This window comes from Streptomyces sp. TRM49041, from assembly GCF_008271805.1.
Lineage (GTDB): Bacteria > Actinomycetota > Actinomycetes > Streptomycetales > Streptomycetaceae > Streptomyces.
Genome location: NZ_VSRY01000173.1, coordinates 57,363 through 80,267 on the forward strand (window position 1 = coordinate 57,363; position 22,905 = coordinate 80,267).

The 22,905-nt window shown below is 72.4% G+C and carries 15 protein-coding genes; 10 read left to right on the plus strand and 5 right to left on the minus strand.

The window, feature by feature from the left end; genetic code table 11:
• Window positions 1–35: 35 nt before the first annotated feature.
• The 3 genes from FVS66_RS33110 (at window position 36) to FVS66_RS33120 (ending at window position 3,557) form a co-directional block, all read left to right on the plus strand.
• A complete protein-coding gene (locus FVS66_RS33110) occupies window positions 36–641 on the plus strand; it encodes a sigma-70 family RNA polymerase sigma factor (RefSeq protein ID WP_316248244.1) in 606 nt (201 codons plus the stop codon).
• Between the two features lie 172 nt (window positions 642–813).
• Window positions 814–2,316, plus strand: coding sequence for an IMP dehydrogenase (gene guaB, locus FVS66_RS33115; protein ID WP_149184934.1), 1,503 nt, complete (start codon window positions 814–816; stop codon window positions 2,314–2,316).
• Between the two features lie 116 nt (window positions 2,317–2,432).
• Window positions 2,433–3,557, plus strand: coding sequence for a GuaB3 family IMP dehydrogenase-related protein (locus tag FVS66_RS33120; RefSeq protein ID WP_149184935.1), 1,125 nt, complete (start codon window positions 2,433–2,435; stop codon window positions 3,555–3,557).
• A 71-nt stretch (window positions 3,558–3,628) separates the two neighbouring features.
• Here the strand turns inward: FVS66_RS33120 and FVS66_RS33125 are convergent, their stop codons facing one another.
• Window positions 3,629–4,144 carry a hypothetical protein gene (locus FVS66_RS33125; RefSeq protein ID WP_149184936.1) on the minus strand — a complete coding sequence of 172 codons (516 nt, stop codon included), beginning with the start codon at window positions 4,142–4,144 and terminating at the stop codon, window positions 3,629–3,631.
• Window positions 4,145–4,294: 150 nt separating this feature from the next.
• Entirely contained in the window at window positions 4,295–5,539 is a 1,245-nt protein-coding gene (locus tag FVS66_RS33130) for a nucleotide sugar dehydrogenase (protein WP_149184937.1), read from the minus strand.
• A 240-nt stretch (window positions 5,540–5,779) separates the two neighbouring features.
• Here FVS66_RS33130 and FVS66_RS33135 point away from each other — a divergent pair, with 240 nt between their 5' ends.
• Window positions 5,780–7,486: a glycerol-3-phosphate dehydrogenase/oxidase gene (locus FVS66_RS33135; RefSeq protein ID WP_149184938.1), complete on the plus strand. Its 1,707-nt coding sequence runs from the start codon at window positions 5,780–5,782 to the stop codon at window positions 7,484–7,486.
• Window positions 7,487–7,510: 24 nt separating this feature from the next.
• On the opposite strand, the gene FVS66_RS33140 is transcribed toward FVS66_RS33135, so the two are convergent.
• Window positions 7,511–8,539, minus strand: a complete 1,029-nt coding sequence (locus tag FVS66_RS33140) for a serine hydrolase domain-containing protein (RefSeq protein ID WP_149184939.1) — start codon at window positions 8,537–8,539, stop codon at window positions 7,511–7,513.
• 157 nt (window positions 8,540–8,696) lie between these two features.
• Here FVS66_RS33140 and FVS66_RS33145 point away from each other — a divergent pair, with 157 nt between their 5' ends.
• From FVS66_RS33145 to FVS66_RS33170, 6 genes are all read left to right on the plus strand, one after another.
• Window positions 8,697–10,892 (plus strand): serine/threonine-protein kinase, encoded by a 2,196-nt coding sequence (locus tag FVS66_RS33145; protein WP_149184940.1) that lies wholly within the window; start codon window positions 8,697–8,699, stop codon window positions 10,890–10,892.
• A 163-nt stretch (window positions 10,893–11,055) separates the two neighbouring features.
• Window positions 11,056–13,647 carry a protein kinase gene (locus FVS66_RS33150; RefSeq protein WP_149184941.1) on the plus strand — a complete coding sequence of 864 codons (2,592 nt, stop codon included), beginning with the start codon at window positions 11,056–11,058 and terminating at the stop codon, window positions 13,645–13,647.
• A 151-nt stretch (window positions 13,648–13,798) separates the two neighbouring features.
• Window positions 13,799–15,613 (plus strand): serine/threonine-protein kinase, encoded by a 1,815-nt coding sequence (locus tag FVS66_RS33155; protein WP_149184942.1) that lies wholly within the window; start codon window positions 13,799–13,801, stop codon window positions 15,611–15,613.
• Window positions 15,614–15,767: 154 nt separating this feature from the next.
• Entirely contained in the window at window positions 15,768–17,174 is a 1,407-nt protein-coding gene (locus FVS66_RS33160; RefSeq protein ID WP_149185181.1) for a serine/threonine-protein kinase, read from the plus strand.
• A gap of 103 nt (window positions 17,175–17,277) precedes the next feature.
• Window positions 17,278–18,942 (plus strand): succinic semialdehyde dehydrogenase, encoded by a 1,665-nt coding sequence (locus FVS66_RS33165; protein ID WP_149184943.1) that lies wholly within the window; start codon window positions 17,278–17,280, stop codon window positions 18,940–18,942.
• A gap of 49 nt (window positions 18,943–18,991) precedes the next feature.
• Window positions 18,992–20,797 (plus strand): GMC family oxidoreductase, encoded by a 1,806-nt coding sequence (locus tag FVS66_RS33170; RefSeq protein WP_149184944.1) that lies wholly within the window; start codon window positions 18,992–18,994, stop codon window positions 20,795–20,797.
• A gap of 85 nt (window positions 20,798–20,882) precedes the next feature.
• On the opposite strand, the gene FVS66_RS33175 is transcribed toward FVS66_RS33170, so the two are convergent.
• A complete protein-coding gene (locus tag FVS66_RS33175; RefSeq protein ID WP_149184945.1) occupies window positions 20,883–21,911 on the minus strand; it encodes an LPXTG cell wall anchor domain-containing protein in 1,029 nt (342 codons plus the stop codon).
• 647 nt (window positions 21,912–22,558) lie between these two features.
• Complete coding sequence (locus FVS66_RS33180) at window positions 22,559–22,867, minus strand: chorismate mutase (RefSeq protein ID WP_149184946.1); 309 nt, start codon at window positions 22,865–22,867, stop codon at window positions 22,559–22,561.
• Window positions 22,868–22,905: the final 38 nt, after the last annotated feature.

The window sequence follows — 22,905 nt, forward strand, 5'->3', positions numbered from 1 at the left end:
CCACGGAGCGATCGCCGTCAAGGCACCATGGACCGATGCGCGACGACCAGACGCCGGGTCCCCCTACGCCCCAAGCCGGGCCGGGGTCGATCGGCGCACTCGTGCACCGCGCGGTGGAGGGCGATCAGCAGGCCACGCACGACCTTCTCGCCCATGTCCACCCGCTGGCGCTGCGCTACTGCCGTACGCGGCTGAGCCGACTGCCCGGCGACGCGCGTCACTTCGTCGAGGACCTCGCGCAGGAGGTCTGCGTCGCCGTCCTCATGGCCCTGCCCCGCTACAAGGACACCGGCAGGCCGTTCGAGGCGTTCGTCTTCGCCATCGCCGGACACAAGGTCGCCGACCTGCAGCGGGCCGCGATGCGCCACCCCGGCTCCACCGCCGTGCCCTCCGACGAGATGCCGGAGCGCCCCGACGACTCGCTGGGACCGGAGGAGCGCGCCCTGCTCAGCGACGACGCCAAGTGGGCCAGGCGGCTCCTCGCCAACCTGCCCGAGAACCAACGCGAGCTGCTGGTGCTGCGCGTCGCCGTCGGCCTGACTGCCGAGGAGACCGGCCAGATGCTCGGTATGTCCCCCGGGGCCGTCCGGGTCGCCCAGCACCGCGCGCTCAGCCGGCTGCGGGCTCTGGCGGGGCAGTAGACGCGCGAGGGCGGTAGCACACCGGACCTCCCGGCCGGTGCGGTCCACGTATGGCGGATGTCATACGTGTGAACCTCCAAAGCTCGCGGGTGATCTTGCTCGTGGAATGAGACACGCTCGCAGGCCGTTAGCATGGACATCCGCACCGATCAAGGCCATTGGGGAAGGTGTCATGACTGCAAACGTCGACGGAGTGCCCGAGAAGTTCGCGACACTCGGGCTGACCTACGACGACGTGCTGCTGCTGCCGGGCGCGTCCGAGATGGCGCCCGACCAGATCGACACCTCCTCGCGGCTGTCCCGGAACGTGCGGGTCAACATCCCGCTGCTCTCGGCCGCGATGGACAAGGTCACCGAGGCCCGGATGGCCATCGCCATGGCCCGGCAGGGCGGCGTCGGCGTCCTCCACCGGAACCTCTCCATCGCCGACCAGGCCAACCAGGTCGACCTGGTCAAGCGCTCCGAGTCCGGCATGGTCACGGACCCGATCACGGTCCACCCCGACGCGACGCTCGGCGAGGCCGACGCGATCTGCGCCAAGTTCCGTATCAGCGGCGTACCGGTCACCGACCCGGCCGGCAAGCTCCTCGGCATCGTCACCAACCGCGACATGGCCTTCGAGACCGACCGCGGCCGCCAGGTGCGCGAGGTCATGACCCCGATGCCGCTGGTCACCGGCAAGGTCGGCATCTCCGGCGTCGACGCCATGGAGCTGCTCCGCCGCCACAAGATCGAGAAGCTGCCGCTCGTCGACGACGACGGCGTCCTCAAGGGCCTCATCACCGTCAAGGACTTCGTCAAGGCGGAGAAGTACCCGAACGCCGCCAAGGACAAGGAGGGCCGCCTCCTCGTCGGCGCCGCCGTCGGTGTCGCCGGCGACGCGTACGAGCGGGCCCAGGCCCTGATCGAGGTGGGCGTCGACTTCATCGTCGTCGACACCGCGCACGGACACTCCAAGCTGGTCGGCGACATGGTCGCCAAGATCAAATCCAATGCGAGCGTGGACGTCATCGGCGGCAACGTCGCGACCCGCGACGGCGCCCAGGCGCTCGTCGACGCGGGTGTCGACGCCATCAAGGTCGGTGTCGGCCCCGGCTCCATCTGCACGACGCGCGTCGTCGCCGGCATCGGCGTCCCGCAGGTCACCGCCATCTACGAGGCGTCGCTCGCCGCCAAGGAGGCCGGTGTCCCGGTCATCGGCGACGGCGGCCTGCAGTACTCCGGCGACATCGCCAAGGCCCTGGTCGCGGGCGCCGACACGGTGATGCTCGGCTCGCTCCTCGCGGGCTGCGAGGAGTCGCCGGGCGAGCTGATGTTCATCAACGGCAAGCAGTTCAAGTCGTACCGCGGTATGGGCTCGCTGGGCGCCATGCAGTCCCGCGGCGAGCAGCGCTCCTTCTCCAAGGACCGGTACTTCCAGGAGGGCGTCGCCTCCGACGAGAAACTGGTCCCCGAGGGCATCGAGGGCCAGGTGCCCTACCGCGGCCCGCTCTCGGCGGTCGTCCACCAGCTGGTCGGCGGCCTGCGTCAGTCGATGTTCTACGTCGGCGGCCGCACCGTCCCCGAGCTGCAGGAGCGCGGCCGGTTCGTCCGCATCACGTCGGCGGGCCTGAAGGAGAGCCACCCGCACGACATCCAGATGACGGTCGAGGCGCCGAACTACAGCAGGGACTAGCGCGCCCGCGGTGATCCACGCGCGCGGAGGGGCGGCCCGGAATTGCCCGGGCCGCCCCTCCGCGCGCGTGTCGGTGATACTGGTAGGCGCAGACGTAGAGGGAAAGGCCACACATCGTGACTGAGATCGAGATCGGGCGCGGCAAGCGCGGCCGCAGGGCGTACGCGTTCGACGACATCGCCGTCGTACCGAGCCGGCGCACCCGGGACCCGAAGGAGGTCTCGATCGCGTGGCAGATCGACGCCTACCGCTTCGAGCTGCCCTTCCTGGCCGCCCCCATGGACTCCGTGGTGTCGCCCCGGACCGCCATCCGCATCGGGCAGCTCGGCGGCCTGGGCGTGCTGAACCTCGAGGGCCTGTGGACCCGCCACGAGGACCCGCAGCCGCTCCTCGACGAGATCACCGAGCTGGACGAGGCCGCCGCGACCCGCCGCCTGCAGGAGATCTACGCCGCGCCGATCAAGGAGGAGCTGATCGGACAGCGCCTCAAGGAGGTCCGCGACTCCGGTGTCGTCACCGCCGCCGCGCTCTCGCCGCAGCGCACGGCCCAGTTCTCCAAGGCCGTCGTGGACGCGGGCGTCGACATCTTCGTCATCCGCGGTACGACCGTGTCGGCGGAGCACGTCTCCGGCGCGGCCGAGCCGCTGAACCTGAAGCAGTTCATCTACGAGCTCGACGTTCCCGTCATCGTCGGCGGCTGCGCCACGTACACGGCCGCCCTGCACCTGATGCGCACGGGCGCGGCGGGCGTCCTCGTCGGCTTCGGCGGCGGCGCGGCGCACACCACCCGGAACGTGCTGGGCATCCAGGTCCCGATGGCGACCGCCGTCGCCGATGTCGCGGCCGCGCGCCGTGACTACATGGACGAGTCCGGCGGCCGGTATGTGCACGTCATCGCCGACGGCGGTGTCGGCTGGTCCGGCGACCTGCCGAAGGCCGTCGCCTGCGGCGCCGACGCGGTCATGATGGGCTCGCCGCTGGCCCGCGCCACGGACGCGCCCGGCAAGGGCCACCACTGGGGCATGGAGGCCGTCCACGAGGACGTGCCGCGCGGCAAGCTGGTCGACCTGGGCGTGGCCGGTACGACGGAGGAGATCCTGACCGGTCCCTCGCACTCGCCGGACGGGTCGATGAACTTCTTCGGAGCGCTGCGCCGGGCGATGGCGACGACGGGCTACAGCGAGCTGAAGGAGTTCCAGCGCGTCGAGGTGACGGTCGCGGACTCGCAGCACAGCCGCTGACGACACGGGAAGGGGTCCGCACCGGGTGGTGCGGACCCCTTCCTCGTACGCGCGTGGCGCCGTGCCGCGAGTTACGCAGAGCCCTTCTTGGCGCCCGCGAAGGCGGTGACGGCGCCGATGGCGAGGAAGACGTACGTCATGCCGTCGGCCGCGGTCTTCCACAGGTCCGCCAGCTCGGCGAAGTTCTCGAAGAAGATCTCGGCGAACGACGCCTCGCCGAGCTTGCTGAACACGACGGCGATCGCGACCAGCTGGCCGAGGTAGACGGCACCCGCCGAGAAGGCCGCGGCGCCGACCGCCAGGACGGGGTTGCGGCCGCCGACCTTGCCGGCCACGAAGCCGACGAGGAGGCCGACGCCCACCGCCGCGTAGCCGATCTCGCGCTCGATGGCGCCGCCGATGCCGCCGTACGCGCCGGCGGCGATCAGGGCCGCGCCGAACGCGGCGAGCAGTCCGAGCGCGATGTTGTTCCGCGTCGGCGCGGGCGCCGGGGCCTGCGGGTACGGATGCGGCTGCGCACCCGGGTCGGCGCCGGGGCCGCCGGCGAACGGGTTGCCGGACTGCGGCGGCGGAACGGACTGGCTCATGCTGGGAATCCCCCCTGGAGCGGCTTACGCGCCGTGCACTCTGACGTGTGCACGGCCGTGCGAATCAGTGGCGGACTGTAGCAGGCCGGTCCGACAGCGAGTAGCCGAATTCGCGGGCCGTGACCAGGGTGGAAGCAAGATGAAATCCGGTCAGAGACGGTGCGCCGCGCCCACCGGGGTGGCTCCGCGTGTGTCCAGGAGGAGTTGGGCCTTCACGGCCAGGCCCTGGAGGTCGTATGTGCGGTGGTGCTGGAGGAGGATCGTCAGGTCGGCGCCCGCGGCCGCCTCGTAGAGGGAGTCCGCGCGCGGGACGGGCAGGTCGCGGACGCGCCACACCGGTACGTAGGGGTCGTGGTAGCTGACCGCCGCGCCCATGTCCATCAGCCGCTGTGCGATCTCGGGGGCGGGGGAGCCCGCCCGGTCCGCGAGGTCCGGGCTGTAGGTGATGCCGAGGAGCAGGACGCGCGCGCCTCGTACGGATTTGCCGTGCTCGTTGAGGAGGGTGGCGCAGCGCTGGGTCACGTACTGCGGCATGCGTTCGTTGATCTGGTTCGCCACTTCGACCAGGCGCAGGGGGCGGTGTGGGCCGATCGTGTCCACGGGAGTGCCGTGGCCGCCGACGCCGGGGCCGGGGCGGAACGTCTGGAAGCCGAAGGGCTTGGTCTCGGCGCACCGGATGACGTCCCACAGGTCGACGCCCAGCTCGTGGCAGAGCACGGCCATCTCGTTGACGAGGGCGATGTTGACGTGCCGGAAGTTGGTCTCCAGGAGCTTCACCGTCTCGGCTTCGCGGGGTCCACGCGCGCGTACCACCTTGTCGGTGAGGCGGCCGTAGAAGGTGGCGGCGGACTCGGTGCAGGCGGGGGTGAGGCCGCCGATGACCTTGGGAGTGTGGGCGTAGCCGTGGGCGGCGCGGTTGCCGGGGTCGAGACGGCCGGGGGAGTAGGCGAGGTGGAAGTCCCGTCCGGCGCGGAGCCCGGAGCCCTGTTCGAGGAGGGGGCGGAGGAAGTCCTCGGTGGTGCCGGGGTGGACGGGGGACTCGAGCAGCACGGTGGTGTGCGGGCGCAGCCGGGCGGCGAGCGCGCGGGCGGAGTCGGCCACGGCGGTGAGGTCGGGGGTGCGGGAGGCGCCGGGCGGGGTGGGGGCGCAGATGACGGCCGTGCGGACGCGGCCCAGCTCGGCGGTGTCGGTGGTGGGGCGGAAGCCGGACGACAGCATCCGGCGGATCTCGGACGGGGTGAGGGAGCCGTCGACCGGTGGGCGGCCGGCGGCGAGTTCCGCGACGGGGCGCGGGTCCGTGTCGTAGCCGACGGTGTCGACACCGGCGGCGGTCGCGGCCTGGGCGAGGGGCAGTCCGAGGTGGCCGAGGCCGATGACGGCGAGGTCTGCGGGCATGGGCGTGAGCCGTCCTTCCCAGTAGCCGGAGGGGACGAGACGCGCAAGTCCTGTGGACAGAACGAGCGGAGGCAATGTCAGACTAGGCGTAAATATGACCGTTATGCGGCATTGCGTGGGTGTGGTCGCCCGAGTGTTGTCCACAGGTGGCGCGGGGCCGGTGGCCGATGTCGGGGAGCGGGGACAGAATCGAGTCTGTGAGCCCGGGCACCTGGGGGACGACGGCGACGGGAGTCAGCGGTGAGGACAGCGACACTGGGGCCCGCGGAGCGTGCCGCCGCGCTGGCGGCCATGGCCGAGCGCGAGCTCGACATGCTGGTCGTGGGCGGTGGGGTGGTCGGCGCCGGCACCGCGCTCGACGCGGCCACCCGTGGCCTCGCCACCGGACTGGTGGAGGCCCGCGACTGGGCGTCGGGTACGTCCAGCCGGTCCAGCAAACTCATCCACGGCGGCCTGCGCTATCTGGAGATGCTGGACTTCGCACTCGTCAGGGAAGCGCTCAAGGAGCGCGGACTGCTGCTGGAACGGCTCGCACCGCACCTCGTCAAACCGGTGCCCTTCCTCTACCCGTTGCAGCACAAGGGCTGGGAGCGCCTCTACGCCGGCTCGGGCGTCGCCCTGTACGACGCGATGTCCCTCTCCTCCGGCCACGGCCGCGGCCTCCCCGTCCACCGCCACCTGTCCCGGCGGCGCGCCCTGCGCGTGGCCCCCGCCCTGCGCAAGGACGCCCTCGTCGGCGCCCTCCAGTACTACGACGCGCGGATGGACGACGCCCGCTATGTCGCCACCCTCGTCCGCACGGCCGCGAGCTACGGCGCACACGCGGCCAGCCGGTCCCGCGTCATCGGCTTCCTCCGCGAGGGCGAACGGGTCGTCGGCGCGCGCGTGCAGGACGTGGAGGGCGGCGGCGAGTACGAGGTCCGCACCAAACAGATCGTCAATGCCACCGGTGTGTGGACCGACGACACCCAGGCGCTGATCGCCGAGCGCGGCCAGTTCCACGTCCGCGCCTCCAAAGGCATCCATCTGGTGGTGCCGAAGGACCGCATCCACTCGACGACGGGCCTGATCCTCCGTACGGAGAAGAGCGTCCTGTTCGTCATCCCCTGGGGCCGCCACTGGATCATCGGTACGACCGACACCGACTGGGACCTCGACAAGGCCCACCCCGCCGCGTCCAGCGCCGACATCGACTACCTCCTCGACCATGTGAACAGCGTCCTCGCCGTCCCCCTCACCAGGGACGACGTCCAGGGTGTCTACGCGGGCCTGCGCCCCCTGCTGGCCGGCGAGTCGGACGCCACCAGCAAGCTCTCCCGCGAACACACCGTCGCCCACCCCGTACCCGGGCTCGTCGTCGTGGCGGGCGGCAAGTACACGACGTACCGCGTCATGGCCAAGGACGCGGTCGACGAGGCGGTCCACGGCCTCGACACCCGCGTAGCCCCCTGCGTCACCGAGGACGTCCCCCTCCTGGGTGCCGAGGGCTACCGCGCCCTGTGGAACGCCCGGGCTCGCATCGCCGCGCGAACGGGCCTCCATGTCGTCCGCGTCGAACACCTGCTGAACCGCTACGGCGCCCTGACCGAGGAACTCCTCGACCTCATCGCCGAAGACCCCACCCTCGGCGACCCCGTCACCGGCGCCGACGAGTACCTCCGCGCGGAGCTCCTCTACGCCGCCTCCCACGAGGGCGCCCGGCACCTCGACGACGTTCTCACCCGCCGCACCCGCATCTCCATCGAGACCTTCGACCGGGGCACCCGATGCGCCCGCGAGTGCGCGGAACTGATGGCGCGTGTGCTCGGCTGGGACGAGGACCAGATCGCCAGGGAGGTGGAGCACTACGAGAAGCGGGTGCAGGCCGAGCGCGAGTCCCAGCGCCAGCCCGACGACCTGACCGCCGACGCGGCCCGCCTGGGCGCACCGGACATCGTGCCGCTGTGACCGCGGGCGTCGGTGCGCTGGGAGTCACGGGGGCGGGCAGAACTCCGCTTCGAGCAGGGAGGGCTCCAGAGAGGAGCCGCCGGGGGTGGCGGCCAGGGTGTCCGTGTCGGTGCGGAAGGTGATGACGTGTCGCCCGTCGGGGGTCGCGGCGGTCCTGACATAACTGCCCGGGACGCGGCCGTTGTGCCCCCAGACGGTGACACCGCAGGACAGTTCGGCCGGGTAGAGGCCCATGCCGTAGATGCCGTGCGTGGGTGTCGTGTCCAGCAGGGCGCGGAGCTGGTGCGAGGGGAGGAGGCGGCCGCCGAGGAGGGCGGCGTAGAAGCGGTTGAGGTCGTCGAGGGTGCTGATCAGCTCCCCGGCCGCGCCCGCGACACGCGGGTCCAGGACGGTGACGTCCCGGCCGGCGGAGTCGTAGGCGGGGCTGTAGGGGGCGGGGAGCGTTGTGCGCGCGCCGGGGAACGATGTGCCGGTGAGGCTCAGGGGGGTGATGATGCGGCGGTGCGCCTCGGAGGCGTACGAACGGCCGGTGACGCGTTGGACGATCTGGCCCAGAAGTACGTAGTTGGTGTTGGAGTACGCGTACGAACCCGGAGCCGCCGGTGCGCGGGTGGCCAGGGCGGTGCGGACGGCGTCCTCCGGTCGGATGGGCGCGGACGACGGGACGTGGTCCGGCAGGCCGCTGGTGTGGGTGAGGAGGTGACGCAGGGTGACGCGCTGTCCCAGCGGGGGCGGGAGCAGGTCGGGTACGTGCGCCGACACGGGGGCGTCCAGGGCCAGTCGGCCCTCGGCGGCCAGTTGGAGGACGACCGTCGCGATGAACGTCTTCGTGATGCTGCCCGCGCGGAAGTGGTACGGGCGGCCGATGCCCGGGCCGGTTGTCTCGAAGCGCACCCCTGAGGAGTCTTCAGCGAGCAACGCGGCGGTGGGGGCCTTGCCCGCCGTCACCAGTCGGCTCAGTGTCGGGGAGGGGGCGGCGGCAGGGTTATTTGCAGTCAGTCCGCATATGGCCAGAACCAATGGCACCACCAGTCTCGTCCTCAACAGCGGCATGGCGCGGCACCCTCCCTCACCGTCATCCTTGCGGACGCCGGACCCGGGAGAACCACCGGTCCCGGGGTGAGGGACAATGAAGGCTCTTCCAAGGCGGGTTACCGCATCGCGCGGACGCGGCAGGCGCGGGCGAGGAACAGGATCGCAGAGGGGACGCATGTCGGGAGCGGAGCAGTCGCGGGACGCGGCGCGAGAACCTCAGCGGGACGCCGACGGCGAGAGCACGACCTCGAAGGGTGCGACGGTGAAGGAAGACAAGGCCCAGGAGGGCGCGACCTCCAAGGAGGACGCGGCCTCCAAGGCGGCCGCCACCTCCAAGGCGGCCGCGGCTTCGAAGGAGGCTCCGGCTTCCAAGTCGGCCGCCGCTTCGAAGGGTGCCGGCGCCGACGCGGAGACCGGGGCGCCGAAAGGCCGGGCGGCCGGGAACGGCGCGCAGGTGACCAATGAAGGGCGGCTGCTGGCCGGGCGCTACCGGCTCGGTGGCGTTCTCGGGCGGGGCGGCATGGGCACCGTCTGGCGAGCCGTCGACGAGACCCTCGGCCGTACCGTCGCCGTCAAGGAGCTGCGCTTCCCCAACAGCATCGACGAGGACGAGAAGCGACGCCTCATCACCCGGACCCTCCGCGAGGCCAAGGCCATCGCCCGGATCCGCAACAACAGCGCCGTGACCGTGTACGACGTGGTCGACGAGGACGACCGCCCGTGGATCGTCATGGAGCTCGTGGAGGGCAAGTCCCTGGCCGAGGTGGTCCGCGAGGACGGCACCCTCACGCCCCGGCGCGCCGCCGAGGTGGGGCTGGCCATCCTCGACGTCCTGCGGTCCGCCCACCGCCAGGGCATTCTCCACCGCGACGTGAAGCCGTCCAACGTCCTCATCTCCGACGACGGCCGCGTCGTCCTCACCGACTTCGGCATCGCGCAGGTCGAGGGCGACCCGTCCATCACCTCCACCGGCATGCTCGTCGGCGCGCCCTCCTACATCTCGCCCGAGCGCGCCCGCGGCCACCGGCCCGGCCCGGCCGCCGACATGTGGTCGCTCGGCGGGCTGCTGTACGCGTCCGTCGAGGGTCACCCGCCGTACGACAAGGGCTCCGCCATCGCGACGCTCACCGCCGTGATGACCGAGCAGCTCGATCCGCCCAAGAACGCGGGGCCGCTGGAGAAGGTCATCTACGGGCTGCTCGCCAAGGACCCGGCGCAGCGCCTCGACGACGCCGGGGCGCGAGCGCTCCTCAACGACGTCATCCGCGCGACCGACACCGCCGCCGTGCCGGCCGAACCCGAGCCGTCGCCGGAGGCCACCCGGGTCGTACCGCTGCCGCCCACGCCGTCCCCGGCCACCAGGCGCACCCCGACGGCGTCGGCCTCCTCCGCCGCGTCCGCCCCCGCGGCCCCGGCCACCGAGGCCACCGCGGACCGCCTGCGCGGCGCCCTCCGCTCCGTACGGAACGCGGCCGCGGCGGCCACCGCCACCAAGCCGGGCACGGCCAGGGCGAACCAGCCGGGACGCTCCGGTCCGCCCGTCCCCGCTCGGGCGCCGCTCACCGATGTGGTGCCTCGGCGCACGCTCGTCATCATCGCGGTCGTGGCCGTGCTCGCCGTTCTCGCCACCGTGCTCGCCTTCGCCCTCAACGGCGACGACGACCCGGGCGCCCAGGGCAAGGGCGGCAGCCAGGGAGACACGGCGGCGTCGGCCGGTGCCACCGCGGGCAGCGGCAGCGGCTCCGGCGACGGCGCCACCGCCGGTGACACCGACGGCGGCGACGCCGACACCGACGGCGATCAGGGCAAGGAGCAGGAACAGCAGCAGGACGGCGGCCAGTCCGGGAACACCGGAGCCACCGGCGACCAGGGCGGCGCCAAGCCCTCCGGGTCGCCCGGCACCGGCCCGGCCCTCCCCGCCGGGTACAAGATGATCACCAACGACCGCTTCCGCTTCTCCATGGCCATGCCGGCGAACTTCCGCATGACCGACATAGCGGGCCGTGGCTCCGGCGGGATCTTCAGTGCCGCCGGCGGCTTCCCGCGCATCCAGGTCGACTACACCGACAGCCCCGGCAGCGACGCCGCCGCCGCATGGAACGCCGCCATGGGCGCTGTGGCCGCCAGCAGCAACGGCTACGAGCACCACGGCATCAAGCCGGTCTCGTACAACGGCTATCCGACGGTCGCCGATTGGCAGTTCGAGCGCAATCAGGGCGGAGAACGGGTATGGGTGCTCAACAGGGGGTTCAAGGTCGACGCCACTCACGGCTACGCGATCATGATCTCGTGCAAGTCCAGTGAGTGGAACGGGCCGGAGTGCACCGCGCTCCGGAGCACCGCGTTCGCGACGTTCCGCCCCACGGACTGACCGGGGGCACGTATCGTGAGAGCGCGCCGACCGTACAAGGCTGAATCAAGCGGGTAACCGCACAAGAAGCGATCGGAATTGACGGCTCTGTACAGCTCGCACGACGCGTGCGACTCGTGCGAACGGCGGAGCCGGGGGGACAGCGCGCTGCTGGGGAGGCGTCGTGGACGACTACGCGGGAAGGGTGCTGGCCGACCGCTATCGCCTGCCGCTGCTGCCCTCCGACGCGGATGACGGCGCGGGCGACGTCGACTCGGGCGATGTCCACGCGGGCACCGGGCTCGTCGAGACACGCGCCTTCGACACGTACAGCGGCCAGGAGGTCATGGTCCGGCAGCTGCCCCTGCCCGAGACCGTGGAGGCCGAGGTCGTCGAAGCGGACGACCCGTACCACCGCCCGTACGGGCGGACGGCCCAGCGGACCGCCCGGCGCGCCGACGTCCGCGCGACAGCCGACCCGGCCGTCCGGCGCGCCGTCGAGGCCGTGCAGGCCGTCGCTCAGATACCCGACCACCCGCGACTCGACCAGGTCTTCGACGTCTTCACCGAGGCCGGCTCGCTCTGGATCGTCACCGAACTGATCGCCGCCAGGCCCCTCGCCGCCCTGGTCCGCGACAAGCCGCTGAGCGCCTATCGCGCGGCCGAGATCGCCTCCGACGTCCTCACCGCGCTGCGCGCCCTGCACGCCCACGGCTGGACCCACCGGAACATCACCGTCCGCACCGTGCTCGTCTGCGACGACGGGCGCGTCGTCCTCACCGGACTCGCCGCGGGCGCCGCCGAGGACGCCCTCTGCGGCTACGCCCCGGTACCGCTCCCCGACGACATGGACCAGCTGCCTCACGGGGACATGGAGGACGACGGCCAGGGGGGCCCGTACGAGGACGAGGCCGGTGAGCTGGACGAGGACGAGGACGAAGACGAGGCCGAGTACGGGGACGGCGAGGGGTACCAGGACGGCGCCGGAGAGGCGTACGGCCCCGCCCTCGACCCCGCCTACGGCGACCCGTACGTCGCCGACCACGGCGACGACACGTACGACGTCGTCCACCACACCACCCCCGCACCCCTCCCGCCCGGCCCCCCGGCCCTGCCCAGCGGGTACGAACCCCAGTGGGTCGCCCAGGTCGCGGACCGCATCGCCGACGACGATGACGACGACGCCCACGAGCCCGGCCGCGACGCCGCCCATGACGCGGACCGGGCGGACCGGGGCGACCGCCACAGGGACGGCGGCGGCCCCCCGCGCGCCCTCCTCGCCGGTACGTGGCGGGACGGCCCCGTCCCGGCGGGCGGCGGCAGCTCCCCGTACGGGGACGTCGCACCGCACGGCGGCCCCCGCGCCGCCCTGCACGCCGACGCCCAGCGCCGCACTCACCAGCAGGAGTCCCGCCCCCGCCGGGCCGGGCTCGCGGCCTCCGCGCCCGGGGACCGAGAGCCGGCCCATGCCACCACCCCGGCCTCCGGGCCCGCCGTCCACCGCGGCCCCACCACGCCCCTCGCCGCCGAGCGCGCCCGCCAGGCCAGGATCGCCGTCGTCGGCCCGGTCACCGAGCGGTGGGCGCCCGAGCAGGCCGGCCCCGTGCACGGCACCTGGCAGCTCGCGCCGCCCATCGGGCCCGCCACGGACCTGTGGGCGCTGGGCGCACTGCTCTTCCGCGTCCTCCAGGGCCACGCCCCGTACCCCGAGGACAGCGCCGCCGAGTTGGTCCAGATGGTGTGCGCCGAGCCGCCCGCCTACGCCGAGGACTGCGGCGCGCTGCGCCCCGTCGTCGAGTCGCTGCTGCGCCAGGACCCCACCGAGCGGCCGGAGTTCGAGGAGCTGCGCGGCTGGCTGCGCTCGCTGATCCGCTCGGCGCCCGAGCCCGACGCCGGTACCGCCGTCGTGCCCATGCCGTCGGCCGATGCCGCCCGCCTGCCGATCGTCCGCCGTCGTGGCGACCTGGTCCGCCGGCGTCGTACGAGCGCGCCCGCCGCGGCCGCCCCGGCCCGCCACCGCCACAAGAAGACCAAGGAGCGGCGGCCGAGAGGAGGCCCCCGCGCCCTGGGCCGTACGCTGCTGCTGCTCATATTCCTGGCGCTCGCCGCCGCCGTCGCGTACGCCGTGCTGTTCATGCCCAAGGCGGAGTCGCAGGACCGGTCGGAGAGCCCCACGGGCACGGCCCGGCCGACGCCGACCGGCCCGCATCAGCAGCCCTCGGCCGGCTCCCCGGCCGACCCCGGACCGACACCCCGGCAGAGCCCGTCCCCGGGCAGCCAGGCGCCGTCCACCAACGCCGTCACGCCCACCGCGCCCGCGCTCGCCGACGGGTACGTCGTCCGTGACGACCCCGAGGGCTTCCGTATCGGCGTCGACCGCACCTGGCGCCGCAGTCCCATCAACGACATCGGCCAAGTCCGTTACTCGGACGGCGACTACACGCTGATCGTCGTCCCCGGCCGGGACACCGTCCGCGCGGCCGGCGCGGACCCGCTGGAGTACCAGCGGAACAAGGAGCGCGAGCTCCAGCCGTGGCGCGACTCGTCCTGGGCGTCCGCGACCGGGCTGCGCCGGGTCGACATAGGCCGACAGGCCATGGCGGAGGGCCAGTTCACCTGGCAGGACGGCAACGGCCGCCAGGTGTACGTCCGTAACCTGGCGATCGTCATCGACGACCGCTACCACGTCGTCCAGGCCATCGGCCCGGAGTCCGGCCGCGACAAGGTCAAGGAGATCTACGAACAGGCCACCAAGGCGTACAGGGCGACCCGTTGAGGCCGCGCTGATATCACTCTCAGTGGCGAAATCACGCCAATCAGAAGGGTGCGCATCACGGTGAGGTCTCCGTGGCGGCCCCGAGGTTCCGCCTCCCGCACACCCTCCGTAACCTTGCTCCGAATCAGCGGGCGTGGCCGAGCGGAGACACGTGGAACACAGTCAGGACATGGGCGCGGGGGCGGTGCTCGCAGGCCGCTACCGGCTCGGTGAGTCCATCGGCCGCGGTGGCATGGGCAAGGTGTGGCGCGCCCATGACGAGGTGCTCAACCGTACCGTCGCCGTCAAGGAACTGACGGCGGGACAGTACGCCTCCGAGGCCGACCGCAAGGTCCTGCACGCGCGTACGCAGAAGGAGGCGCGGGCCGCCGCGCGCATCTCCCACCCGGCGGTCGTCACCGTTCACGACGTGCTGGAGTACGACCAACGGCCGTGGATCGTGATGCAGTACGTGGACGGCCCGTCGCTCGCCGACGCCGCGAAGGCCGCGGCCGACGGGCGAGTCGAACCGCGCGAGGCGGCCAGGATCGGCCTGCATGTGCTGGGCGCGCTGCGCGCCGCGCACGCCGCCGGGGTGCTGCACCGGGACGTCAAGCCCGGCAACGTACTGCTGGCCCGTGACGGGCGGGTGCTGCTCACCGACTTCGGTATCGCCGCCATCGAGGGCGACTCCACGATCACCCGCACCGGCGAACTCGTCGGCTCCATCGACTACCTGGCGCCGGAGCGCGTCCGCGGCGGCGACCCCGGTCCGGCCTCCGACCTGTGGGCGCTGGGGGCCACGCTGTACATGGCGGTCGAGGGCAGGTCGCCGTTCCGCCGCGCGTCGCCGATCAGCACCATGCAGGCCGTGGTCACCGAGGAGCCGGAGGACGCGGAGCACGCGGGCCCCCTGGCCCCGGTGATCACCGCGCTCCTCCGCAAGGACCCCGCCGAGCGGCCGGACGCGCCCGAGACCGAACGCATGCTGATCGAGGCGATGGAAGGCCGCACGCCGTCCGCCGCCCAGGCGTACATACCGACCATGTCCGTGTCACCGCAGGACCTCCGGGACGCGGCGGGCCCCGGGGTCCCGGAAGCCACGGGACCCCACGGAGCCGCCGGAGCCGCCGGAGCCGCCGGAGTCGCCGGAGCCGCGGGGGGCGCGGGGGTCGCGGCGGCCCCGGGCGGGTCCGGGCGCACGCACCCCGGGTTCCGCCAGGTCGCGGGTACGACGGTCCCGGCGCGGCGCGGCACGGCCGGGACGCCGGGTGACACGCCCGTCCGCCCCGGCCCGCAGTCCTCCCCCCGGTACCCGCCCGCGCCCGCCGGCGCCCCGCGCGGACGGGCACGTTGGCGCCGGGCCGTCCTCGTGGTTCTCCTGGCGGCCGTCGTCGGCGCCGGCGCGGGCTTCGCCGTGATGCGGTATGCGGACACCGGCCGCGGTGGCCAGAACACGATCACCGGTCAGAACACCGCCGACCACCTCGACGCCACGGCCACGCCGAGCCCAGGGGCGGGCCCGGGCGGCGTGCCCGAGGGCTGGGAACGGGTCGAGGACCCGGCGGGCTTCTCCCTGCTCGTACCGGGTGGCTGGAAGCGGCAGATGGACGGTGACCAGATCGACTACACCCCGGACAATGGCCGCCATCGCATTCGCATCAGCATCGACGAATCACCCGACTTCGAGAATCCGTACATGCACATGCTGGACGTCGAAAAGCGGTTGAAGGACAGGTTGCCCGAGTATCAGCGGAAGCAGCTGCACCCGAATACCTTCCGTGATCAGCTGGAATCCTGTCTCTGGGAGTTCACCTGGCTCGAGAAGAAGACACACCCCGGAAGGCGGCACGCGATAGATCAGGTGTACTACACGGACGACGGAACCGAGTACGCGCTGTACATGTCGTCTCCCGAGGAAGACTGGGCCACCACGCGGGAGCAGTTCGACATCGTGCTGCGTCACTGGCGACCCGCCGAGGGGTGACCTCCTCGGCGTGAGCGGAGGAGATGCCGTGTCGGTCGGAGGGTGGAGACCGGAGGAGCAGGGGGAACAGCCGCAGCCGCCGCAGGGACAAGCGCGTGAACAGCGGCGGATCGTCGGCCGCTACCGGCTGGAGGCCCGGCTCGGCCGGGGCGGCATGGGAACCGTCTGGCGGGCGTACGACGAGCTGCTCGGCCGTCAGGTCGCCGTCAAGGAACTCCACGTCGACGTCGGGGACGTCGGGGGCGCCGGGGGCGTCGGTGGCGCCGGTGGAGTCAGGGGGGACGGCGACGCGGCCGTCGACTCGACGCTGCGCGAGGCCCGCGCGGTGGCCCGTGTGCACCACCCGCACATCGTCTGCGTCCACGACGTGGTGGAGGAGTACGGCGTGCCGTACATCGTCATGGAGCTGGTCGAGGGCGTGTCGCTCGCCGAGCGGATCGCCGTGCGCGGGCCGGTCGAAGCGCGCGAGGCGGCCCGTATCGGCCTGGCGCTGCTGTCCGCGCTGCGCGCCGCGCACGCGATCGGGGTGCTGCACAGGGATCTCAAACCGGCCAACGTCCTGCTGGAGGAGGCGACCGGGCGGGTCGTCCTCACGGACTTCGGGATCGCCCAGCTGGCCGGGGCGACGACCCTGACGGAGGCGGGGATGTTCGTCGGCTCGCCCGAGTACACCGCGCCGGAGCGCATGCAGGGCATCCAGGCGGGGCCGGCGTCGGACCTGTGGTCGCTGGGGGTGCTGCTGTGCGCGGCGATGACCGGGCGGTCGCCGTTCCACCGCGACTCGTTGGGCGGGGTGCTGCACGCGGTGGTGGAGGCCGAGATCAGGCCGCCGGCGGCCGCCGGGCCGCTGCTGCCCGTCGTACGGGGGCTGCTGCAGCGCGATCCGGTGCGCAGGATCGATGCCGGGGAGGCGGAGCGGCTGCTGAGCGCGTACGCGGTGGTCCCGGAGAAGCCGACGGCGCCCCCGCCGGTGGTGCCGTCGGACGCCCCGGCCGCCCACGACCGGCCCGACGACGGGCAGGGCGACGGCCAGGGCGACGCGCGGCAGGACGCACGGCCGCACGCGGCGTCGCCGGTCCGGGGGACGAGTGCCGGCGACATGGTGAGGGCTCTGCCGAACAGGTCATCACCCGATGTGCCGGATTCAAGCGATGGATCCGGCGCCTCGGGCCGTGCCGCCCCCGCACCCGCCACCCCGGCGTCGGCCGCCGCCGAACCGCAGGGCACCGAATTCCAGGGCAACGAATACCAGGACGCGGAACCCCAGGACGCGGAACCCCAGGACGCCGTACCTCGCGACGCCGTGCCCGCCGACGCGTCGACCGCCGAAGTGCCGCCCGAAGTGCCGCCCGCCGACGCGCCGCGCGCGGGTGCGCTGCCCGCAGGTGCGCTCCCCATGGCCGACGCGCCGTCGACCGATGCCTTCCCGCCCCCCGTCACCCCCCACCGGCGCCCCCGTGCGCGACGGCCGGCCACGGTCCTCCTCGTCACCGCCCTCATCACCGCCCTCTTCGTCGTCGCGATCGCGCTCGGCGTCGCTCTCTTCCTGACAACGCGCTGATCAGGGCTTATTTGCCAGTGAACACTGGCGCGATGTGTGCGCTCGGTGAAAAGCTGTTACCGACGGGTACCCAAAGTCTCCGCTCCCGCATACCCTCGCCCCCATGACGGACACGCAGGCCCCCGCCAACGCTCCCGCATCCTCGTCCACGTCGGCCACATCGCCGTCTGCCGCCGCGCCCCACGGCACGAACCCGGTAGCCCCCGCCCCCGAGGGCGTCCGCACCGCCGCCGACGTGGTCACGCCCGAGGTGGTCGCCCAGCTCACCCGGGGTGTCGTCGGCTCCGGCCGGACCGCCAACCACACCCCGTTCACCGGGGAACGACTGGCGGAACTGCCCGAGTCGACGCCTGGGGACGTCGCCGAGGCGTTCGCCCGGGCCCGCGCCGCCCAGGCGGCCTGGGCCGCCACGCCCGTCCGTCGGCGCGCCGCCGTCCTGCTCCGCTTCCACGACCTGATCCTGGAGCGGCAGTCGGAGGTCCTCGACCTCATCCAGCTGGAGACCGGCAAGGCGCGGCTGCACGCCCACGAGGAGATACAGGCCGTCGCGATAGCCGCCCGCCACTACGGCCTGCGCGCCTCCGCGTATCTGAAGCCGAAGCGGCGCACCGGCGCCGTACCGACCCTGACCAAGGTGACCGAACTGCGCCAGCCGCGCGGCGTCGTCGGCCAGATCGCGCCATGGAACTACCCGCTGGAGCTGTCCGTCGGCGACGCGCTGCCCGCGCTGGTCTCCGGTAACGCCCTGGTCATGAAGCCCGACACCGAGACGGCCCTCACCGCCCTCTGGGCCCGCGACCTGCTGATCGAGGCGGGACTCCCGGCGGAGGTCTTCCAGGTGGTCCTCGGCGAGGGCCCGGTCGTCGGCCCCGAGGTCGTCAAGCACGCCGACTACGTGTCGTTCACCGGCTCCACGCGGACCGGCCGCCAGGTCGCCCAGGGCGCGGCGGCCCGGCTCGTCGGCGTCTCCCTCGAACTGGGCGGCAAGAACGCCATGCTGGTCCTCCACGACGCGGACGTGGAGAAGGCCGCCGCGGGCGCCGTACGCGCCTGCTTCTCCTCCGCGGGCCAGCTGTGCATCTCCATCGAGCGGCTCTACGTCCACGAGTCGGTCGCCGACGCGTTCCTGGAGCGGTTCGCCGCCCGCACGAAGGCGATGCGCCTCGGCACCTCCCTCGCGTACGGCGCCGACATGGGCTCCCTCGTAGGTGAGCGGCAGCTGGAGAACGTCACCCGGCACGTCGACGAGGCCGTCGCCAAGGGCGCCAGGGTCCTCGCGGGCGGCGTCGCCCGGCCCGACATCGGCCCGCTCTTCTACGAGCCGACGATCCTCGACGGGGTCCAGGAGCCCATGGCGGTCTGCGCGGAGGAGACCTTCGGCCCGGTGGTCTCGGTCTACCGCTTCACGGACGAGGACGAGGCCGTCGAGCGCGCCAACGCCACCGCGTACGGCCTGAACGCGAGCGTCTGGACGAAGGACGGCCGCCGCGGCCACGCCGTCGCCACCCGGCTGCGCGCCGGAACCGTCAACATCAACGAGGGGTACGGGGCCGCGTACGGCAGCGTCCAGGCGCCGATGGGCGGCATGAAGGACTCGGGCCTCGGCCGCCGCCACGGCTCGGAGGGCATCCTCAAGTACACGGAGGCCCAGACCGTCGCCCACCAGCGCCTCATGCCGCTCGCCCCGTCCTTCGGCATGGACGACGCGACATACGCGGCGTTCATGAGCCGCAGCCTGAAGGCGATGAAGACGCTGCGCCTGCGCTGACGACGGGCGACGGCGCCCGATTCACCCCCGATCCGGTCCGAGGAGAGCCATGCCCCAGGTCCCCCCTGCCCAAAAACACCGACCAGCCGCCGCGTACGACTACGACGTCATAGTGATCGGCTCCGGCTTCGGCGGCTCGGTCTCGGCCCTCCGCCTCACCGAGAAGGGCTACCGCGTGGGCGTCCTGGAGGCGGGCCGCCGCTTCACCCGGGACACCCTCCCCAAGAACTCCTGGGACCTGCGCAACTACCTGTGGGCCCCGGCACTCGGCCTGTACGGCCTCCAGCGTGTCCATCTGCTGGGCAACGTCATGGTCCTGGCCGGCGCGGGCGTGGGCGGCGGCTCGCTGAACTACGCGAACACCCTCTACGTACCTCCGCCCGCCTTCTTCCAGGACAAGCAGTGGGCGTCCATCACCGACTGGCAGGACGAACTCGCCCCGCACTACGACCAGGCCAAGCGCATGCTGGGCGTACGCCTCAACCCGACGATGACCCCCTCGGACGTCCACCTCAAGGCGACCGCCGAGACCATGGGCGTCGGCGACACCTTCCACCTGGCACCCGTCGGTGTCTTCTTCGGCGACGGCAAGGACGCGGACGGTACGACGAAGGCGCCTCCCGGCGACCAGGTCCCGGACCCGTACTTCGGCGGCTCGGGCCCGGCACGGCGCGCCTGCACCGAGTGCGGCGCGTGCATGACGGGCTGCCGGCACGGCGCCAAGAACACCCTGACGGAGAACTACCTGTACCTGGCCGAGAAGGCGGGCGCGGTGATCCACCCGATGACGACGGTCACGGAGATCAGGGAAGCCGGCGCCGGGGACGGCTACGAAGTCGTGGTGGTCCCCACCGGCCACCGCCGGAAGGCGCCCCGGCGCGCCCTCCGCGCGCGCTATGTCGTCGTCGCGGCGGGCACGTACGGCACACAGACCCTCCTCCACCGGATGAAGGACCAGGGCCTGCTGCCCCGCATCTCCAAACGCCTGGGCGAACTGACCCGCACCAACTCCGAGGCGCTGGTCGGCTCGCAGACGACGGACCGCCGCTACCGCAAGCGGCACGGCGTACCGAAGGCCGACTTCACCCACGGCGTGGCGATCACCTCGTCCATCCACCCGGACGAGAACACCCATATCGAGCCTGTCCGTTACGGCAAGGGCTCCAACGCCATGGGCTCGCTGTCGATCCTTCAGGTCCCGTACGCGAAGAACCGGGTGGCCGCCTGGCTGGCCAACGTCGCCCGCCACCCCGTCCTGGCCGTACGCTCCCTCTCCAACCGCCGCTGGTCGGAGCGGACGATCATCGGTCTGGTCATGCAGTCGCTGGACAACTCACTGACGACCTACCGCAAGCGGGGCGGCTTGGGAAAGGGCCTGCTCACCGCCACCCAGGGCCACGGCACCCCGAACCCCAAGCAGATCCCCGAGGCGACCCGCGCGGCCACCCTCATGGCCAGGGAGATCAACGGCTTCGCGGGATCGAACGTCGGCGAACTGATGGGCACCCCGCTCACGGCCCACTTCCTGGGTGGCTGCGTGATCGGCGCCACGGCCGGCGAGGGGGTCATCGACCCGTACCACCGCCTGTACGGCCACCCGGGCATCTCCGTCGTGGACGGCGCCGCCGTCTCCGCGAACCTCGGCGTGAACCCGTCCCTCACCATCACCGCCCAGGCGGAACGCGCCATGTCCCTCTGGCCCAACAAGGACGAACCGGACCCGCGCCCCCGGCAGGGCGAGCCGTACACCCGGCTGACCCCGGTCGCGCCCAAGTCCCCGACGGTCCCGGCGGAGGCGTTCGCGGCCCTGAAGCTCCCGTTCCTGGGAATGCCGGAGGTCCCCCCGAAGCCCTGAGCCCGCGCCACGGCCCCGGAGAACAGCAGAGAGGCGCTGCGCCCCCCTCCGAGCGCAGCGCCTCTCTTGTCCTTAAGCGCGTCCGTTACGCGGTGGCACCGGCGTTACGGCGCTTCAGCGCGAAGACGACACCGGCACCGGCGACGATGGCGATACCACCGGCGACACCGATGGTCGGCAGCATCGAGCTGGAGCCCGTCTCGGCGAGCGTGCCGGTGACGGGGATCTCGGACAGCTCGCCGGTCGGAGCCGGCTTGTTGCCCTTCTTGCCCGGCTTGCCCGTGGCGTCGTCGACCTCGCCCGGGTCGGTGTCGGCGGCGAGGATGTCGAACTCGTAGAGGGTCTCGTCGCCGTACTCGCAGAGGCCGTCCGCGGTGATGCTGACGCCGGAGGCGAAGGCGAAGCCGTAACCGGCCGGGGCCTTGGCGTCCACCTTCAGGCGCATGTTCGCCTCTGCGTACTGGTTCGCCTTCAGCGCCTTGGAGGTGCCGAAGTAGCCGTCCTCGTCGCTGACGGTCCGCCAGGCGTCCTGGATGTACGCCTGTACGGTGACGTACTTGGTCATCTCCTCCAGGTCCTCGTCGTCGACGGCCGCCGTGTACAGGTAGGCGTCGACACCCTCCACGTCGTGGCCGGTCTTGTTCTCGACGCGGAACGTGAACTTCTGCCAGCCGGAGCCGGCGACGACCTTCGAGGGCAGGCCGCGGAGCTCGGTGTGCACGCCCTCGTTGTCCGCGAAGTCCTCGCACTCCGAGGCCGGCTCGGACGCCGACGCCGACGGCGAGGGGGCGCTCGTGCTGGTGGAGGGCGACGGCGCGGCGGTGTCGTCGTTCGACGGGCTCGGGTCGGTGGTGGACGTCTTGTCGTCCGACGGAGCCGGGTCGGTGGACGTGGTCTCGTCGTCCGAGGGCGCCGGGTCGGCGGAGGTGGTCTCGTCGTCCGACGGAGTCGGGTCCGCGGACTTCGTGTCCTCGTCGGACGTGGACGCCGTGGTGCTCTCCGTCGTCGACGGCGTGTCGTCCGTCGCGTACGCGGCCGGGGCCACCATCAGGAAGGCGGCAGGCGTGATGACGGCGGTCGCGGCGGCGACGGCCATGGCGCGGCGAAGCTTCAAGTCAAGACCTCATGGTCTGGGCGTACCACTGGGTGCGGTACGGAATCTGATGGGCCTCCAGCCCGTGGTGTGTCACAGGCGTGGCCGTTGGTTTCGCATAGATGACCTGTGACTCCTGGGATTGGTTGCACGGCAACTCACAGGTTCTTTATGTGGCCTGCGTCACGGTGCGACCTTCGGCCCGCAGAACCCGAACCGGTCTCCGACCCGCCCCCGGCCCCGCCGCGCCCCACGCGGCACAAGGGCCCCGCGCCGCCGTCGGTCGATACGGCGGTGCGGGGCCCTTGGGTGTCGGCGCCGGCGTCAGGGCTCGTCGGGGCCGAGGGCGGCGCTCGGGGTGGGGAGGAAGCGCCGCGTGGGGAGGGGAAGCTGTTGAATGAGGGAGGCGGGGACACGGGGACGGTCCTGTGCGGTCGGTTCCGGGCGTCCCCGGAACCGACCGCTCTTCGGGTGACCGGGCTGCTGTCCCCTGCCGTCCGGTCACGCACGCTGAAGCGAGGTCCCACGGCGCACACACGGTGCGCCACACGCTCCAGCGGAGCCACGCGTGGTTTCTTCGGGCCCGCCCCTGGCTGGCGCGGACAACGGGACCAACGAGGGGGTGTGGCCCAGGTCACGCGCCGTACGGGTGAGAGACGGGACCGAACTCAGATGCGGCCCCGGCACAGCTCCAGGACCGTCATCGCGAGCGATGTTCCGGGCTTGCCCAGGGCGTCCCTGTAGTGGGCCAGCACCTCCATCTCGCGCGCGAGGTTCACGCGCCGGCCGCCCGAGGCGATGCGGGCGTCCTGGATGACGGCCGAGACGGCCATCCGTTCCTGAATGAGGCCGATGATCCGGTCGTCGAGCGCGTCGATGCGCTCACGCGCGCCGCTGATCACCCGCGCCGCGTCGTCCGTACGGGCGCCGGTCTTCTCGGTGGGGGTGGCGGGCGTGGGGGTCCTGGTCGCGGTCATGCCGTGGGCTCCTCGGTTCGGGCGGAGCCCCGGGCGGC

Bases quoted from the DNA above. Each gene is read 5' to 3' on its own strand.
- FVS66_RS33110 (WP_316248244.1), top strand. From the start codon at position 36: ATGCGCGACGACCAGACGCCGGGTCCCCCTACGCCCCAAGCCGGGCCG.
- guaB (WP_149184934.1), top strand. From the start codon at position 814: ATGACTGCAAACGTCGACGGAGTGCCCGAGAAGTTCGCGACACTCGGG.
- FVS66_RS33125 (WP_149184936.1), bottom strand. From the start codon at position 4,144: ATGAGCCAGTCCGTTCCGCCGCCGCAGTCCGGCAACCCGTTCGCCGGC.
- FVS66_RS33130 (WP_149184937.1), bottom strand. From the start codon at position 5,539: ATGCCCGCAGACCTCGCCGTCATCGGCCTCGGCCACCTCGGACTGCCC.
- FVS66_RS33140 (WP_149184939.1), bottom strand. From the start codon at position 8,539: ATGCCGCTGTTGAGGACGAGACTGGTGGTGCCATTGGTTCTGGCCATA.
- FVS66_RS33145 (WP_149184940.1), top strand. From the start codon at position 8,697: ATGTCGGGAGCGGAGCAGTCGCGGGACGCGGCGCGAGAACCTCAGCGG.
- FVS66_RS33160 (WP_149185181.1), top strand. From the start codon at position 15,768: ATGGGAACCGTCTGGCGGGCGTACGACGAGCTGCTCGGCCGTCAGGTC.
- FVS66_RS33165 (WP_149184943.1), top strand. From the start codon at position 17,278: ATGACGGACACGCAGGCCCCCGCCAACGCTCCCGCATCCTCGTCCACG.
- FVS66_RS33170 (WP_149184944.1), top strand. From the start codon at position 18,992: ATGCCCCAGGTCCCCCCTGCCCAAAAACACCGACCAGCCGCCGCGTAC.
- FVS66_RS33180 (WP_149184946.1), bottom strand. From the start codon at position 22,867: ATGACCGCGACCAGGACCCCCACGCCCGCCACCCCCACCGAGAAGACC.